General features: G+C 41.9%; 12 protein-coding genes. 11 read left to right on the forward strand and 1 reads right to left on the reverse strand.

Translation table 11 applies throughout. The features are described from left to right. Window positions 1-142: 142 nt before the first annotated feature. A complete protein-coding gene (locus J0L60_00330; GenBank protein ID MBN8544551.1) occupies window positions 143-2,236 on the reverse strand; it encodes a response regulator in 2,094 nt (697 codons plus the stop codon). A gap of 116 nt (window positions 2,237-2,352) precedes the next feature. Between J0L60_00330 and J0L60_00335 the strand changes: the two genes are divergently transcribed. From J0L60_00335 to rnr, 11 genes are all read left to right on the forward strand, one after another. Next, entirely contained in the window at window positions 2,353-2,610 is a 258-nt protein-coding gene (locus J0L60_00335) for a hypothetical protein (protein MBN8544552.1), read from the forward strand. Continuing rightward, on the forward strand, window positions 2,610-3,290 hold the full coding sequence (gene rsmI, locus J0L60_00340) for a 16S rRNA (cytidine(1402)-2'-O)-methyltransferase (GenBank protein ID MBN8544553.1): 681 nt from the start codon (window positions 2,610-2,612) through the stop codon (window positions 3,288-3,290). The genes J0L60_00335 and rsmI overlap by 1 nt, the downstream gene beginning before the upstream one ends. Window positions 3,291-3,425: 135 nt before the next feature. After that, window positions 3,426-4,832 (forward strand): bifunctional UDP-3-O-[3-hydroxymyristoyl] N-acetylglucosamine deacetylase/3-hydroxyacyl-ACP dehydratase, encoded by a 1,407-nt coding sequence (locus J0L60_00345; protein MBN8544554.1) that lies wholly within the window; start codon window positions 3,426-3,428, stop codon window positions 4,830-4,832. Then, the gene (lpxA, locus tag J0L60_00350; GenBank protein MBN8544555.1) at window positions 4,825-5,598 is read left to right on the forward strand and encodes an acyl-ACP--UDP-N-acetylglucosamine O-acyltransferase; all 774 of its coding nucleotides are present in this window, start codon (window positions 4,825-4,827) and stop codon (window positions 5,596-5,598) included. The genes J0L60_00345 and lpxA overlap by 8 nt, the downstream gene beginning before the upstream one ends. Window positions 5,599-5,614: 16 nt before the next feature. Then, window positions 5,615-6,367 (forward strand): hypothetical protein, encoded by a 753-nt coding sequence (locus tag J0L60_00355; protein MBN8544556.1) that lies wholly within the window; start codon window positions 5,615-5,617, stop codon window positions 6,365-6,367. Between the two features lie 8 nt (window positions 6,368-6,375). After that, window positions 6,376-7,191, forward strand: a complete 816-nt coding sequence (panB, locus tag J0L60_00360) for a 3-methyl-2-oxobutanoate hydroxymethyltransferase (GenBank protein ID MBN8544557.1) — start codon at window positions 6,376-6,378, stop codon at window positions 7,189-7,191. A gap of 4 nt (window positions 7,192-7,195) precedes the next feature. Continuing rightward, the gene (locus tag J0L60_00365; protein MBN8544558.1) at window positions 7,196-8,296 is read left to right on the forward strand and encodes a hypothetical protein; all 1,101 of its coding nucleotides are present in this window, start codon (window positions 7,196-7,198) and stop codon (window positions 8,294-8,296) included. Between the two features lie 24 nt (window positions 8,297-8,320). Continuing rightward, the gene (gene rfaE1, locus J0L60_00370; GenBank protein ID MBN8544559.1) at window positions 8,321-9,316 is read left to right on the forward strand and encodes a D-glycero-beta-D-manno-heptose-7-phosphate kinase; all 996 of its coding nucleotides are present in this window, start codon (window positions 8,321-8,323) and stop codon (window positions 9,314-9,316) included. Further along, entirely contained in the window at window positions 9,313-9,792 is a 480-nt protein-coding gene (rfaE2, locus tag J0L60_00375; protein ID MBN8544560.1) for a D-glycero-beta-D-manno-heptose 1-phosphate adenylyltransferase, read from the forward strand. The genes rfaE1 and rfaE2 overlap by 4 nt, the downstream gene beginning before the upstream one ends. Window positions 9,793-9,796: 4 nt before the next feature. Beyond that, window positions 9,797-14,326 (forward strand): hypothetical protein, encoded by a 4,530-nt coding sequence (locus J0L60_00380; protein MBN8544561.1) that lies wholly within the window; start codon window positions 9,797-9,799, stop codon window positions 14,324-14,326. Continuing rightward, window positions 14,326-16,434, forward strand: coding sequence for a ribonuclease R (rnr, locus tag J0L60_00385; protein ID MBN8544562.1), 2,109 nt, complete (start codon window positions 14,326-14,328; stop codon window positions 16,432-16,434). The genes J0L60_00380 and rnr overlap by 1 nt, the downstream gene beginning before the upstream one ends. The last annotated feature ends 9 nt before the right edge of the window (window positions 16,435-16,443 follow it).

Genomic DNA, 16,443 nt, shown 5'->3' on the forward strand with positions numbered 1-16,443 from the left:
GACTAAATAAATAAGGTTAAAACGATTAAAACATAAATTAATAAGGCAATATATGAAAAATTACTTAAATATTACGCAAGACAGACCGAAAAAATTTAAAGAAATCAAGTATTGATTGAGGAGATCAGATGGTATGTGTGAATCAGAGGAATTTTTTGAGAACCCGCAGAAAGTCTGCTTTAGTTACAGGTTTTGGGATAAAACCATTAAACCCGGCTTCCAGAAATTTGTGTTCGGGTGTGGAAACCACATAAGAAGTGAAAGCAATAAAGGGGACATTTTTATTTTCTTTTTGTTCCCTTAATTTTTTGAGAATTTCAATTCCGGATTCTGAGTTACCGGCATTAATTTCGAGAAGGGCAACATCTATTTTTTTCTTGGATGCGATTTCCTGAGCTTGAACCACATTGTCAGCGACTTCCACATCGGCAAATTTTCGAGTGAATACCCTCACAAGAGTTTGTGTGAGAACATCCTGATTGATTAGCAAAATCCGTTTCTTTTCCGCCGGAAGGTATTGATCCAAGGAAGAGTTGTTACCATAAGAATCATGATCCGGTGAAGCATCCGTATCAAGACTGACAGGGAAGGATATTGTGAAGGTTGTCCCGAAACCGGGTTGACTGTTCATCTCAACCTGCCCGCCGAGTTTTTCGGTAAATTTTTTAACAATTGTGAGTCCGAGACCAACTCCTTCAAACGAGCGTGTCAAGCCCTCGGATACCTGCCTGAACTCATCGAATATAAGTTGCTGATAATCCGGTGAGATTCCGATTCCTGTATCCCTGATCACTATGTTCACTCTTCTTACAGAAATTCCTTTATCGACAGTCACAATAAAATGGATACCACCTTCTTTCGTAAACTTGATCGCATTGCTTAAAAGATTATCAACTATGGTAAGTAACATTCTTCTGTCGGATTTAAGCAGCGGTATTATCTCCGGGAATGTGGTTTTAATGTAGAGACCCCTGTTTTTTGCCTCTGACTCGAGATATGAGATGCTTTCGGAGATTATCTCTGAGATATCCACATGTTCGAGATTCAGGGTAAGGCGGTCAGCTTCAATTCTGGAAAGATCGAGAATAAGGCTGAGTGAATCGCTTAATCTTTGTCCCGCAGCATAAATATTTTCTGCAAGTTTCCTGTGGTAGGTGTCTTGTATATCCTCTTTTAGAATTTCAGCGAAGCCCAGCACACCAATCAGAGGTGTTCTCAATTCATGAGACATATTCGCCAGGAAGTTGGACTTTAACCTGCTCATTTCTTCAGCTTTGAACTTGGCTGCGAGGAGTTGACGATTGGTGTTTTCTCTTTGAATCGCTCCTCCGATAGCAATGGCAGCAGATTTCAGCATCGATTCCTCAGCAGGCGAGTACACTCTGTCATCAGTGCAATTATCAAAACCAATAAATCCCCACCAAAGATCATTGAAGAAAACCGGGACTGCTAAAAGGGATAGAATCCCCTGCGGCTCAAGGAAGTCCCTTTCGCAGGCAGGAAAATCTTTTACTAATCCGTTTATTGATTCCTTCCTCGACATTTGTTCCTGCCACCTCGGGCAAGCCAATCCATAGGAGAGTTTTTGAAGGACAGGATTATCGATCTGAATATTGACTTCCCCTTTAGTCCACTCATAAGTCTGGCTCATAAAAACCTCATCCGTTTCAGGATCGGTTTCATTCTCAAATATATAGATACGGTCGGCACCCGAAGATTTTCCCAAAATTTCGAAAACCTTTTGAATTCCGGTTTCAAAGTCGGGTTCGGTAAGGAGAGTCTCGGAAATTTTTACGACATCCCTGATCTTGTCTTCACTTTTTTCAAGTTTCTCGGAAAAATCTTTCAATTCGGAAACATCGAGACCAATAGCCCAGGAATACCAGCCATCAATGGGATATTCCCGTGAAATATTTGACCAGCTTATTGCTTTTTTAAGTCCATTTTTGCAATGTACTTTCCACACCTCGTTGTGGTAGGTACCTTTGTTTTTTTTCCAGAATTCAAACAGATCTTCGAGATACCCTTCGTCAGGGTAGAGGAGGGAACTGGGATTGGGATTCCCGATAATTTCTTCGGCTTTAAAACCTGTCACCCTTTCACATTCATGATTCCATTCGACAAATATCCCTTTTGAATCAGTTGCCACGATCATCAGCGGCAAAGCGGTTATCAGTGCCCGTGTCTCAGAAGCATTGTTGCTTCTGGCGAGTGTGTTGATAATGGAACTTAACATTCAGTCCTGATGATTTACAAAATGGCTGTTTGGAAAATTTGTGTGGTGATACAATAATTCATTAGTATCTTTGCACTAAAATAATCATAAAATTCAATTAATTAAAGAAAAAATTGATGAACGATAATTTATTATTTTCTGAAGAAAACTTTTTGATGCAACTCACAAATTCGCAGTACGAGGGCGGATTTTACAGGCTGCAATTCTATACGCTGAATGGAAGACCTGCCACAATGGAAACGGGTGAGGTTGAGACCTATTATTATTACCCAAGTGGTGGAACCATTCGCGATAAATCATTTAATATCATTGAATACATTCCAAAATTTGACATCTACAGAGGATTCAAACCCCCTCATTTACAGGACAAGTAATGCCCGGTACCCTATTCGTTACTGCAACTCCCATTGGTAATTTTGAGGATATTACTCTTCGTGCGATAAAAGTGCTTCAATCGGTTGATTTTATTATCTGTGAGGATCTGAAAGATGCCCGCAGGCTTTTAAGCAAGTTGGAGATCAAGAAAGAACTTGTGACTCTGAATGAACACGATGAGACTGAGAACACCCCGGTTATTGTGGACAGACTGGTAAACGGAGAGAGTGCGGCTTTGATCTCCGACTGTGGAACACCAATGTTTGCCGACCCGGGGCACCACCTTCTCGATAATCTTCTCGCATTTGGTATCGATGTAGTTCCTGTTCCCGGGGTTTCCTCTCTCACCACTGCTCTTAGTGTATCTGCACTCCATGCAGAAAAGTTTTATTACTACGGGTGGTTGCCTGTAAAAAAAGATCTGCGGGTAAAAGAACTAAAAAGATTGATGAGGTTGAACGAGTTGATCATCTTTCTCGAGACTCCTTACAGATTGAAGAACATCATAAGAGAGATTGTGGATAATTTTGGAAGAGGTGCAGAAACCGTGCTGGCATTCGATCTGACACAACCCACCGAAAAGATTATCAGAGGAAGTGCAGGGAAACTGCTCGATGAAGTAACGAAAAAAAATCTCAAAGGGGAGTTCGTTTTGATGGTGGACAACCGAAAAAAATGAACATTCCGGCAGATTTTCCCTTTTGTCAGTCAGGCAGTTTTTGAAGATTTAATCAATATTTAATAATAATTGCGTAAATTTTATGTTTATTTTTTACACTTTAACAAATTGGCATAATTCTATCCAAAGGAACAAATGTTAATAAAACAACGCACAATAGCAAAAGAAGTTTCGATGAGCGGTATCGGGATACATACCGGCCACGAATGCAAAATGACATTTAAACCTGCTCCGGAGAATTACGGGGTAAGATTTATAAGAACCGATTTGGGAGGAAATCCTGAAATACCTGCGGTAGTGGATTATGTTGTGGATATATCCCGCGGAACAACAATCGGAATCGGAGAGGCAAAAGTTCATACTGTAGAACATGTCATGGCTGCTGTTTACGGTCTGCAAATAGATAACCTTAAAATAGAGCTCGACGGTATCGAACCGCCAATAGGGGACGGAAGTTCGCTTCCCTATGTCGAAAAACTCGTTGCAGCCGGATTTGTGGAGCAGGAAGCCCCGAAAGATTACCTTATAATCGATCAGACCGTTACCTATCACGAGGAAGACAGAGGTGTGGATATTGTGGCACTTCCTCTCGATAATTATCGCATAACAGTGATGGTCGACTATCAGAATCCTGCACTGGGAAGTCAGCACTCCGGACTTTTTGACCTCGAAAAGGAATTTGTAAGTGAGTTCGCCCCTTCCCGTACTTTCTGCTTTTTGAGTGAAGTTGAAATGCTCGCTAATCAGGGCTTGATAAAGGGAGGAGACCTTGAGAATGCTGTTGTAATTGTGGATAAGGATCTGGAAGTTGATGAACTCGATAAACTCGGTGAGAAACTTGGGATAGAGGAGAAATTCGTTTTGGGTGAAACCGGGATACTCAACAATAAATCATTCAGATTTAAAAATGAACCGGTGAGACACAAATTGCTCGACCTCATTGGTGATCTCGCACTGATCGGTGTTCCGATTAAAGCTCAGATTCTCGCTGCAAGACCCGGTCATAAAGCGAATGTAGAATTCGCAAAGATGATCCGGAAAATGTATCAGCAGAAAAAACTCGTGAAGAAATATCAGCATGCCAGTAAACAAGGCATTGTTTTTGACATTAATGCTATCACAAAGATACTTCCACACAGATATCCCTTCCTTCTTGTAGACAGAATTATCAGCATGGAAATGGAGAAGAAAATTACAGGATTGAAGTGTGTTTCCATAAATGAGCCGTTTTTCAACGGACACTTCCCGGGGAATCCAATAATGCCCGGAGTGCTGTTGATAGAAGCCATGGCACAAACCGGCGGATTGTTGCTTCTGAATTCGATCGGAAATCCTGAAGAAAAGAACGCCTATTTTATGCAGATAAATAATGCGAAATTCAGGAGAACTGTAATTCCCGGAGATGTTCTTCGAATTGAAGTTGAGATGAAAGAAATGAGAAGAAAATTTGTAATAATGCGCGGTGAGATTTTTGTTGAAGGTGCCCTTGTAGCCGAAGCTGATTTTACGGCAGCAATAGTTGACAGGGTGAGCCATGTCTGAGATACATAAAACCGCAGTTGTTGATCCGAAAGCCAGAATTGGTGAGGGTGTTGTAATCGGTCCATTCGCGTATATTGAAGCAGATGTTGAGATTGGTAATAATTCAAAAATCGGTCCGCATGCCTGTTTATATGACGGTGCAAGAATCGGTTCGAGTGTAACGATTTATCAGGGAGCTTCCATTTCGCATGTTCCTCAGGATTTGAAGTATGCAGGAGAAGAGTCGCACACAGTTGTCGGAAATGGAACAACGATACACGAGTTTGTAACACTTCACCGGGGTACGGTGGAGACGCGCCTCACATCGATCGGTGAGAACTGTTTGTTGATGGCTTACTCTCATGTAGCTCACGATTGCAGAATCGGGAATAATGTTATTCTGGCAAACACAGTTCAGGTCGGCGGTCACGCGACAATAGAAGATTATACAATTATAGGCGGTTGCACACCCGTTCATCAATTCTGTAAAATTGGTAAACATTGTATGATTGGCGGCGGCTTCAGAGTGGTGCAGGATGTTCCGCCTTATATTCTTGCCGGACACGAACCGCTTAAATATGAAGGATTGAACCTGATCGGACTTAGAAGACGCGGATTTACGAATGATGAAATAATGAGAATAAAAAAGATTTATGAACTGATTTATCAGTCGCATCTGAATCTTACACAGGCGAAAGAACAGATAAACCAGAAGTTTGCAGACGACAAATTTGCTGCAGAAATTCTCGATTTTATCTCCCGCAGCACAAGGGGATTGATCAGGTAATCAGCCGACAAATCGCATGTCTGTAAAAGGATATTATATAGATACCGGGGCTTCTACCGGCAGGTTCAATATGGACTTTGATCTTCAACTTGCCGGTGAAAGCAAAGAAGGTTTCATGTGTCTCCGGCTCTACCAATGGAATCCATATTGTATTTCACTCGGGGCAAATCAGTCTGAGGAGAGTCTAAATAAAGAAGCGCTCCACCGGGACGGATTTGACTGGGTTAGAAGGCCAACGGGAGGGAGGGCTGTTTTTCATTCGGAAGAGTTGACTTATTCAGTTATATTGAACAAACTGAATATGTCTCCGAAGGACGCCTACAATGCGATCAACGAGGCACTCCTGTTGGGTCTTACAGAATATGATCAGAGACTCGGGGGAGCGGGACTCTCAAGTGAAGAGGTAAATTTTAAGGAGCACTATCGTTCGGTCGAAAGTGCTGCCTGTTTTTCCGTCCCTTCCAAATCTGAAGTAAAGATGGATGGGAGGAAGCTGATAGGAAGTGCACAACGAAAAACAGGTAATGTTATCCTTCAGCACGGATCGATAAATACAGGAAGTTTTCATAAAAAGATAGTTGATTATCTTAATATCGATCTGTTTGAAAAGGAGAGCCTTAAGATGCTTTTGAACGAAAAGACTTCGGATATCAAAAATATAACAGGTGAAGAAGTGAATATGGAAAGGTTGAAGTTTTCGATAATAAAAGGGTTTCGAGACAGATTTTCCATCGATTTTGAAGAATTAGTAATTGAAAAGAAAGTTTAAGAGAATACATGAGCACATTTGGAAAATTTCAGCGGGTTTCCACCAAGACACTCAGTCTTATGAAAAAGGAAAACAAAAAGATAGCTGCTCTTACTGCATACGATTTTATCACAGCAAAGTTGCTCGATGAGGCAGGAATTGATCTTATTCTCGTCGGCGATTCGCTTGGGAATGTTTTTCAGGGGAATGAGACAACACTTCCTGTAACTATGGATGAGATGATATATCACACAAAAGCTGTCGCAAAAGGGATTACACGGTCGATGCTTATATGTGACATGCCTTTTATGTCATACCAGTTGAGTGTCGATGAGGCATTCAGGAATGCAGGCAGAATTCTTAAGGAAACTCCCGCTGGTGGTGTAAAGATTGAAGGCGGGAAGAGGGTTGCAGAAACCATCAGAAAGATTACCGAGAATGGCATACCGGTAATGGGGCATCTAGGGCTTACACCTCAGAGTATTCACAAGTTTGGAAGTTATAAACAGAGAGGAACCGAGGAAGAGGAAGCTGCGGAAATTCTCTCGGATGCCAAAATTTTGGAAGAAGCCGGAGCTTTTTCAATCGTTCTCGAAAAAATTCCAAAGGAACTTGCCAAAAAAGTCACTGAGAGTGTTTCAATTCCAACAATTGGAATTGGTGCCGGTCCTTACTGTGACGGGCAAATACTCGTAACACCCGACATGCTCGGGCTCAACAAGGAGTTCCACCCCAAATTCCTGCGGTATTACGCAAATCTTGCCGATGTCCTCAATGGTGCTTTCAAGAACTACATCGAGGATGTAAGAGAGAGTCATTTCCCAACAGATGCGGAGAGTTATTAACAAGGTGCAGATTAAAAGAATATTTACGGTTGTATTATTAGTAAGCCTTACGGTTTTTGCTTCCCCTCCTGATTTCTTCCAGATTGCCGGTGGTGCAAAAGTTACCGGTTTTGTACGAGACGGTAATGATTTTTGGCTGGCGACATACGGAAATGGAATTTTCAGGTATGAAGCATCTTCCAATCAGTTGATTTCAATGGCAGAAGGTGAAAAGGGAGTTAAGGACCGCCTTATCGACTGTATCGAAGCAAATGAAGATTATGTCTGGGCAGGAACCAGCGACGGACTCCTCATCTATGACAAGAAAAAAGACTCATGGAAGAAGAGAAAATTTGCCGAGGGTGGTGAGTATGGCAACTGGATCAGAGGTTTGAAATATGACAAGTCAACCGGACTTTTGTGGATAGGGAGATTTATCAATCTCTCAATACTCAATGTCAAGAGACAGAAGTATGAAGACTTTAATCTTGCCAGAGGAAGTGAAACTGCAACTAACAATGTAAAACGCTTTTTCATCGAAAATGACAGGTATGTCTGGATTGTCACTGAGGGCGGACTCTACAAATTCGACAAAGCTGACGGTGAATTTGAGGCGGGAAAATGTGAGTTCATTACAAATAAAGACGGAGCCTTCCGGTCCGAAGGGATGAGGGTCTCGGTCAATTCGATCCTCTTTGATAAGGAATATATCTGGTTTGGCAATCAGGATTTTCGGTCTCCCGAAATGCCCGATTTTAATGTTGGCGGTATTTACCGGTTTAACCGGATGGCGAAGTGGGATAAACTTGACAACCGTTCAGGCTTGCCCGGAAATGGAGTATATTCCATGATTAAAGTCGGGAACACAATTTGGGCGGCAGTCTATGAGTTCGATACTGATATTAAAAAGGAGTACGGGAGAGGAATCACAATAATCGACAGAAACAGTACCAAAATAATCTCGAGCAATCCCGGTGATCTTAATATCCCGGCGAACAGCTTTTTTGCGATGGAATTCGATAAACGGTATATTTGGCTGGCTTCCGAGAACGGACTGTGGAGGATCGATTTGAGTAACCCTCTCGGTACCTGGGGTGGTGTTGCAAAAAAGGGGAATAAAAAATAATAATTTTGATTTAGAGACCAGAGAATGATTAAGGTAGAAAACGAAAGATTAATTCAATTAAAAAACTCCTTTTCGGGGAGAAAAATCGCCATAATTGGTGATATGATGCTAGATGGTTATATTATGGGTGGTGCAAAGAGAATTTCTCCCGAAGCACCCGTCCCTGTTGTTGATGTGGAAAACGAATTTTACAGATTTGGCGGAGCTGCCAACTGCGCGAACAACATTCTTCATCTGAATGCAGAGCCGTTTCCACTGGGAATCATAGGAGATGATCGCGCCGGAGGGATTTTTAAGAGCCTTCTGTCGGGATTGAATATTAAGTCAGACGGGCTGGTTGTGGACACACAAAGACCCACAACACTGAAGACGAGAGTGATAGCCGGGTCACAGCATGTTGTCAGAATTGACAGCGAGAGCAAGGACGATATAAGTGAAGAAACCGAGAACCGGCTTTTTAAACTCCTGGAAAAAAATATTGATCAGATCGATGCGGTTATTCTTCAGGACTACAACAAAGGTGTTCTCACAGCTTCGCTGATCAGCAGAGTTATTGAACTCTGCAATAATAAGAGGAAACTGGTTACAGTTGATCCCAAGTTTCATAACTTTTTTATGTACAAGGGGGTTACTGTTTTCAAACCAAACCGAAAAGAAGCAAGTGACATTTTGGGGTTCAGAATCAGAACGATAAATGATGCTCTGAAGGCCGGTGAGATTCTCCTCGAGAAACTCGAAGCTGAAAACATACTCCTGACACTCGGAGAAGATGGAATAGCGGTATTTAATAGAAAGAACGAACCAAAAATGATGCCCACAAAAGCACGAAAAGTTGCTGATGTCTCGGGTGCCGGTGATACAGTAATCTCAACTCTTACCCTCGCCCTAAGTGCAGGAGCTGACATTTACGAAGCGTGTTTTATTGCAAATTACGCTGCGGGTATCGTCTGTGAAGAGGTCGGGATAGTTCCTGTCGAGATTGACAACCTGTTCGAAACCATCATTGAGGGGAGACGATGAAATATTTATACGACTGGGAAGAACTCGCACTACTTCGTGCTGGATTTCGGAAATCCGGCAAGAAAGTTGTCTTCACGAACGGTTGTTTTGACCTTATTCACAAAGGGCATATCGATTATTTAACAAAAGCAAAGGCTTTGGGCGATATTCTTGTGGTAGGCCTTAATTCTGACGAATCAATGAGAAGAATAAAAGGGGATAAAAGACCCCTGCTTCCACAGGATGAGAGGGCATTTGCGATGGCAAACCTGAAACCTGTGGATTTTGTAACAATATTTAATGAAGATACCCCGTTTGAGCTGATCAAAACTCTGGTGCCAGACATACTTGTTAAAGGTGGTGACTGGTCTCTCGACAACATTGTGGGCAGGGATATAGTAGAAGCAAACGGGGGAGTAACCACCAACATTCCTTTTGTCACTTCCCGTTCAACCACGAGCATAATCGAATTGATACTGCAGAAATACGGCGGATAGAAGCATGAAGCGAATACCGGCATACATCCTTAAATATACAAGAGGTACACTCTACTTCCTGTTGATGCTGGTGGTCGCAATTCTGGTTTTTTCCCAAACCTCATTATTCCGTTCGATCGTTAAAGACAAAGTTACCACTATCCTCAACGAAACTTTCCGCGGTAATATCACAATTGGCAGCATCGAGGGAACAATTGTTACCTCACTGATAATAAATGATATCAGGGTTGCAGACTCTGCCAATACGGAAATATTTTTCATTAAGCGAATGGAAGTGTATCCTAAATTGCTCGAGTTTTTAAGCGACAGATTAAATGCCGACAAAATAGTGATAGACGGGCTGCATGCGAATCTTGTTGTTGATTCCAACGGTGTATTGAATCTTGTGAAGATACTCCCCAAACCTTCCGAAAAAAAAGAAATCGATACCGTTTCAAAACCGTTTCCCTTTGTTATTAAAGCCGGCACAATAGAGTTGACCAACTCCTCAATTTTATATCGAAAGTGGGACAAACTTTCTTCAACAGAGGAATACTCTTCTCTCAATTACGATGATTTAAGACTACTGAACATCGATATAAAATTGGACGATTTAAGTGTGGATATTGCGAAAAACGGATACGATGTAAAGATCAAAAAATTCCATCTTGAGCCCAATTTATTAAATACACCTGAAATATCGTTGTCGGGGGAATTGAAACTTGCCGGCAGGAGCATAAATGTTGGTGATCTTAAAGTAGTCACCAGGAAAAGTGAGATAACTCTCAACTACAAGACGGATGAGCTGAATGTTTTTAATAATTTTACAACCGATTCTCTGAAAAAAGCAAATTTCGAGATGGATCTCGTTTGTGCCCCGTTTCATTTTGATGACATTTCGTCTTTGATCGCAGGTTTCGACTTCATGAAGGGTGCGATGGAGATAGATCTGGCTGCGTCCGGGGATCTGGTTAATACAAAGATTGCAAAGCTAAAACTTAAGACTTTGAAAACCGACCTGTCGTTAACCGGGACGCTTCTTAATTTGATGGATTTTGACAAATTAAGAATGACTGCGAGTATAAAAAAATCAGTGCTTACACCTGGTGATATACACACATTAATGCCTTCATTGCAGCTCCAAAAATATCTCGATTTCCCTTCAATTCAGATCGACAGTCTCGGGTTCATCGGATCACCTCTTACATTTTCTGGTGGCATGGGGCTCAGATCGACTGCCGGAAATATCAGTGGCAGTTATAAATTTGATTTCTCGAAGGCGGCATCTTACTATGAAGTGGATGCGAGAACTGAAAAACTTGACATAAGCAAATATGTGAACCTGCCTTTTAATCTTACATCGAAAATAAGAGCCAGAGGTTACGGTTTCAATCCGGAAAATGCCGAGTTTGAACTTGATTTTGACGGTGATCAGTCAACGATCGGGAAATATTTCTTTGACCGTTTTACTGTAAAAACCAAAGGAAACAACGGCAAAATCGGCTTTCAACTCTCAGCCAGTTTACCGGGTGCACAGCAGGGTGAGATAAAAGGTGGTTTGGACATGTCTGACCTTAAGAGTCCGTCTTACTCGATCAGTTCCACTTTCAGGAATATTGACCTGGAGTATTTTGCCGGCAATTCGATGGAAAATTCATCAATCAATTTTACTTTCGATGCAGAGGGAAAAGGTTTCAATCCAGACGACATGGTGCTGAATGCAAATCTCAATCTTCTTGATACAAAGATAAAAGGGGATTCCCTCGGTGAGATAGATGCCAATATCAAACTGACGGCAACACCCGATATGCAAAAGGATATTTTTATAACCTCGAACCTCTTCACCATGTCCACAGCAGGGAGGTTCAGTTATGCCACTCTTGGGACTAATCTGGGGACAGAATCGACAAATTTGTTTGCAGACCTCTCAAAAATTCTTTCCAACTACTACCCCGATTTCTTCGAGGATTCAGCGGCTGTCGCAAATGCAAAAGCCCCCGTTCCCACAAACAGGGGATTTAGTGTAAAGTCCAATGACTCTCTCTCTTATTCACTTCAGGTCAAGGATTTAGGACCCTTAAAAAGGTTTCTGAAACTTCGAACCTTTGATATTCAAGGTTCTCTTTCCGGACTGATTGTGCTGGATACTACGAAAGTTTTGTTTTCATTGAATAACGATCTTGATCTTCTTCGTTTGCGTGCTTCTGATTCATCCAGTACTTTGATATTGTGGGGTTCGAATTCAAAAATAAAACTTTCACACCCTTCGAATGAGATTCAGATCGGGAGCATCAAGGGTTCCATACAGAGCACGACAAAAAAGATTTTTATGATTGAGAGGGGTAGAGCCGATACCCTTTCGAATACCGAACTTGTGGTATCCCTCGACAAATCGATTCTCGATCTCGAAAGGCTGGACATCAATTATAATGAGATGGTAAAGGCAAGAGTTGCCATGGTTGTCGATTTCATGAAAGATTCTCTCGAACTCGACATGTATGAAACCAAAATTGACTACAAAGGTTACAAACTCGAAAACATGGCGAATGCCGTGATATCCTTTAGTAATGATGCACTCTTTGTGAAGAATTTTTCATTGGGTATTGGTAAGAGGGAAATAGTTCATCTTGACGCCAGACTCGATAAAGATTCCCTGATGGCGGATGCCAGAATTGAAAACATCTCCCTGCATGAGATAATGAATGATATCATAAAGCAACCGATGACGCAACCTGTGGATGCAGATATCAAATTCACCATGCAGGCGAGAGGTCCCTACGATGACCCGAAGATAAATGCCGAGTTCAGAATTGATTCAATCATGTATCAGAAGGAAACACTGGGTAAACTGATATTTTCCGCTGAGTATAAGGATGAAGAGATCAGGCCGAACGGTTACTTCTATTCGGGTGAGACCGTGGGAGATGACTCACTTATAGCTATCACCGGAGTGATACCCTACAGGATTTCCTTCGGAAAAACAAATTTTGAATTTGTCAAGGAAAAACTGACTGATATCAGGATAGATGCCCGTCACTTCTCACTCAGTGCACTTAATGGTTTTATTCCGAGTATAAAAGACCTCGATGGTTTGTTTGAGTCGCAGATTAAAATCTCGGGTTATTACCCTGATCTGGTAAAAAGTGGAGTTGCCGAGATAAAAGGGGGATTGTTCCGGGTAGCGATGACAAATCTGATTTACGGACTCGAGGCAGGTATCGTCCTTAACGATTCCACTTTGAGTGTCGAAAAGTTTGTGATTACAAATGAAGGCAATCTCGATTTTTACGGAAAAATAACAGGTACAGGTTCACTTCACCTTACAGGTTATGAACTAAAATCAGGACAGATAAAACTGGGCGGCAATCTGACGGTAATGGACAGTAAGAAGCCGACAAAGGAATTCCCGATTTTCGGTAAGCTGGTAGTCTCAACAAATGAAGATATTGTTCTAAATATCAACAGGAACAACTACTTTGTAAAAGCATCAATAAATCTCGATAAAACAGATCTCACAATTCCGCCCACTCAGAGCGGGGTTGCGAACGCCGGTGACAATTACATTTACAAGTATATGAACTATGATTACACCGGCGGGGTGCTCGATTCCACTTTCCTCTCCTTCCTTGAGGATGAAAGGCAGTACAAGGATTCCGCAATAGCAGGGGTGAAGCAGACACCTTTTAATCTCGAGTATCAAATCAAAATAACAATGTCGAAGAACTCAAAGATGACGATGATTCTCTCGCAGGAGGCAAATCAGAAACTGACCACCTATCTTGAGGGAGAACTGAACTATGAAAAACTCGGCGGGTTCGAAAATGTACAGGGCGAGCTGAGAGTATCGGAGGAGTCGACGCTTGAATTTTTAAATCTTAAAACTTTCGCAGCATTGGGTACTTTAAGATTCGAGAAGGAAATTTTCAATCCATATCTCGATATTGTTGCAAACTACAATTCCTACTATATTTTCTCCTCGAAGGGGACAAGCAATGAACAACCTGTGCAGGTAAAGCTGAAACTTAAGGGAAGTATGGACGAACTCTCTACAAAGTTTGCAAAGGAAACAGATAACATTGCGGTCTATGTTGGTGAGGATAATATAAAGAATGCTGTGCCTTCTCCTCAATATGATAAAGCGGATGCAGTCTGGTTTATTCTTACAGGTAAGTTCAAATCAGATTTGACAGAGGCGGATAAATCGAGTGCCGAAGGGCAGATAAACACAATTCAAGGGACGGCAACCTCACTTGCAGGTTCGCTCCTGGGAGGGCTGTTATCAAGTTATCTCGGTGATTATGTAAAATCACTCGAAGTCAGGGCTGCCGGAAATCAAACAAAGTTCAATCTTTCCGGGCAGATATCCACAATTAAATATTCATTTGGTGGTACCACCAATGTTTTCCAGGACCTTTCTGCAGCCACATTCAGGTTTGAGATTCCCGTGATAAAAAATTTCCTTATCAGGATTGAGAGACGGGAGTCGATTGGCGAAGGATCATCAAATAATACGATGATCAACGAAATGGGTCTAAAATACAAAATAGAGTTTTAATGAAAAACAAGATCAAAGCATACTTTCAAAGGAATGCAAACACGCCTGTAAAGGCAAAGCAACTGGCAAAACACCTCGATATTTTCACCGAACAGGAGTACGAGGCACTCAAGGCATTTCTTCACCAGTTAAGTGAAGAAGGATTTCTTGTACGCGATGGAAAAAGATTCAAATATATGCCCAGAGCACAGGACAAGACTGTGAAGGGTGAATTTAACATCCAAAAGGATGGTTCGGGTTTTGTTTTCAAGGACAGAGTGCAGGGTGGCGGGTATTATATCTCCTCCCGTTACTTCAATACTGCTTTTCATGGTGATACCGTCGAACTCTCAGTTGCCGCGAAGGAACTTAAAGGAAGAAACCGTGTCTTGATGACAGGTCAGATAGTTTCCGTTGTGGAAAGAAAATGGCATGAAATTTCGGGAATTTTATCAAAAGAAGGTTCGTTTTACATATTAAAACCGGATATTCCCGAAATTCACAGGAACATATACATCCCGGAAGCAGACCTTAACGGAGCTGTACCTGGTGACAGAGTATTTGTTGGAGAGATCAACTGGAGTAATCCAAAGATTAATCCTGAGGCAAAGGTTGTGGAGGTGGTTGGTAAAGGGGAAGGTGTGGATGTCGATGTCATCACAATTGCCCGTGAATACAATCTCCCTTTCAAATTTGCCAAAAAAACTTTCGAAGAAGCAAGGGCATTCTCTGAGGAAGTACCGGAAGAGGAAGCGGAAAAAAGGGAGGATTTCAGGAACAAAAATGTTTTCACCATTGATCCTGAAGATGCAAAGGATTTTGATGATGCACTCTCGATCGAGACCCTCGAGAACGGTAATTATGAAATAGGTATTCACATTGCCGATGTAAGCCATTATGTAAGACCCGGAACATCGCTCGACAAGGAAGCCCTTGAAAGAGGAAACAGTGTCTATCTCGTTGGAGCTGTTATTCCGATGTTGCCTGAAGAACTTTCAAACGGTATTTGCTCTTTGGTTCCCTATAGAGACAGGTTGACATATTCGGTGGTTGTTGAAATGACCTCCCGAGGGAAGGTTTTAAACTACAGAATTGCCAAGACTGTCATAAACAGTAAAAGAAGATTCTCTTATGAGGAAGCTCAACAGGTCATTGAGACAGGCAAAGGTGACCTCGCTTCGGAAATCACTATTTTGAACAAACTTGCCAAAATTCTTCGGTCAAAGAGGATGAAAGCGGGGAGTATCGATTTTGCTACAGATGAAGTAAAATTCCTCATCGGTGCTGAAGGTGAAGTGCTCGGGGTAAAGCGAAAAGAGATGAAGGACAGCAACAAGATGATAGAAGAGTTCATGTTGCTTGCGAATAAGATTGTCTCCGAACATATAAATAAGAGTAAAAGTGAAACCGAAGTGGTTCCGTTTGTGTACAGAATCCACGATAAACCCGACAAAGAGAAGATGAGAGAATTCGCAAGATTCGTGAAGTCACTCGGATTTTTGGTCAATTTTTCTGACTCTCCGACTCCGCAGCAGTTCAATGCTCTTATGGAAGCAGTGAAGCAGAAAGAGGAGGAAGTGCTTGTGAGCGAGCTTTCCATCAGAACCATGGCCAAAGCGATATATTCCACCGATAACATCGGGCATTACGGTCTGGGATTTGGATACTATTCCCATTTTACATCGCCGATCAGAAGATACGCTGATCTGCTGGTTCACAGAATCCTTTTCCACCATGCTTCCACAAAAGGGAAGATTTTGTACAACGAAACCGAACTTCGTGGCATCTGTGCCCACATTTCACTTACCGAAAGAACTGCGGTTGAAGCAGAGAGACTGTCGGTAAGAAAGAAATATATCGAGTACCTTACTCCGCTTGTGGGAGAGGAATTTGACGGAATAATTTCAGGTGTGACAAGTTTCGGATTTTTTGTTAAACTTGCAGATTCTCTTGCAGAAGGTTTGGTACATGTCCGCGATATCGAGGGAGACTATTTCACTTTTGAGGAGAAGAATTATTGTCTTCGCGGTGAAAGAAGCGGCAGGGTTTACAGACTTGGCGACAAAGTGAGAACCAAACTTATCCGGGTGAATCCCGAGAGATCAAATGTTGATTTTACAATTGCTTAATGATTTTTA

This window comes from Ignavibacteria bacterium (assembly GCA_017302895.1).
Taxonomy (GTDB): domain Bacteria; phylum Bacteroidota; class Ignavibacteria; order Ignavibacteriales; family Ignavibacteriaceae; genus UTCHB3.

Bases quoted from the DNA above. Each gene is read 5' to 3' on its own strand.
- J0L60_00330 (MBN8544551.1), bottom strand. From the start codon at position 2,236: ATGTTAAGTTCCATTATCAACACACTCGCCAGAAGCAACAATGCTTCT.
- J0L60_00335 (MBN8544552.1), top strand. From the start codon at position 2,353: ATGAACGATAATTTATTATTTTCTGAAGAAAACTTTTTGATGCAACTC.
- rsmI (MBN8544553.1), top strand. From the start codon at position 2,610: ATGCCCGGTACCCTATTCGTTACTGCAACTCCCATTGGTAATTTTGAG.
- J0L60_00345 (MBN8544554.1), top strand. From the start codon at position 3,426: ATGTTAATAAAACAACGCACAATAGCAAAAGAAGTTTCGATGAGCGGT.
- lpxA (MBN8544555.1), top strand. From the start codon at position 4,825: ATGTCTGAGATACATAAAACCGCAGTTGTTGATCCGAAAGCCAGAATT.
- J0L60_00355 (MBN8544556.1), top strand. From the start codon at position 5,615: ATGTCTGTAAAAGGATATTATATAGATACCGGGGCTTCTACCGGCAGG.
- panB (MBN8544557.1), top strand. From the start codon at position 6,376: ATGAGCACATTTGGAAAATTTCAGCGGGTTTCCACCAAGACACTCAGT.
- rfaE1 (MBN8544559.1), top strand. From the start codon at position 8,321: ATGATTAAGGTAGAAAACGAAAGATTAATTCAATTAAAAAACTCCTTT.
- rfaE2 (MBN8544560.1), top strand. From the start codon at position 9,313: ATGAAATATTTATACGACTGGGAAGAACTCGCACTACTTCGTGCTGGA.
- J0L60_00380 (MBN8544561.1), top strand. From the start codon at position 9,797: ATGAAGCGAATACCGGCATACATCCTTAAATATACAAGAGGTACACTC.
- rnr (MBN8544562.1), top strand. From the start codon at position 14,326: ATGAAAAACAAGATCAAAGCATACTTTCAAAGGAATGCAAACACGCCT.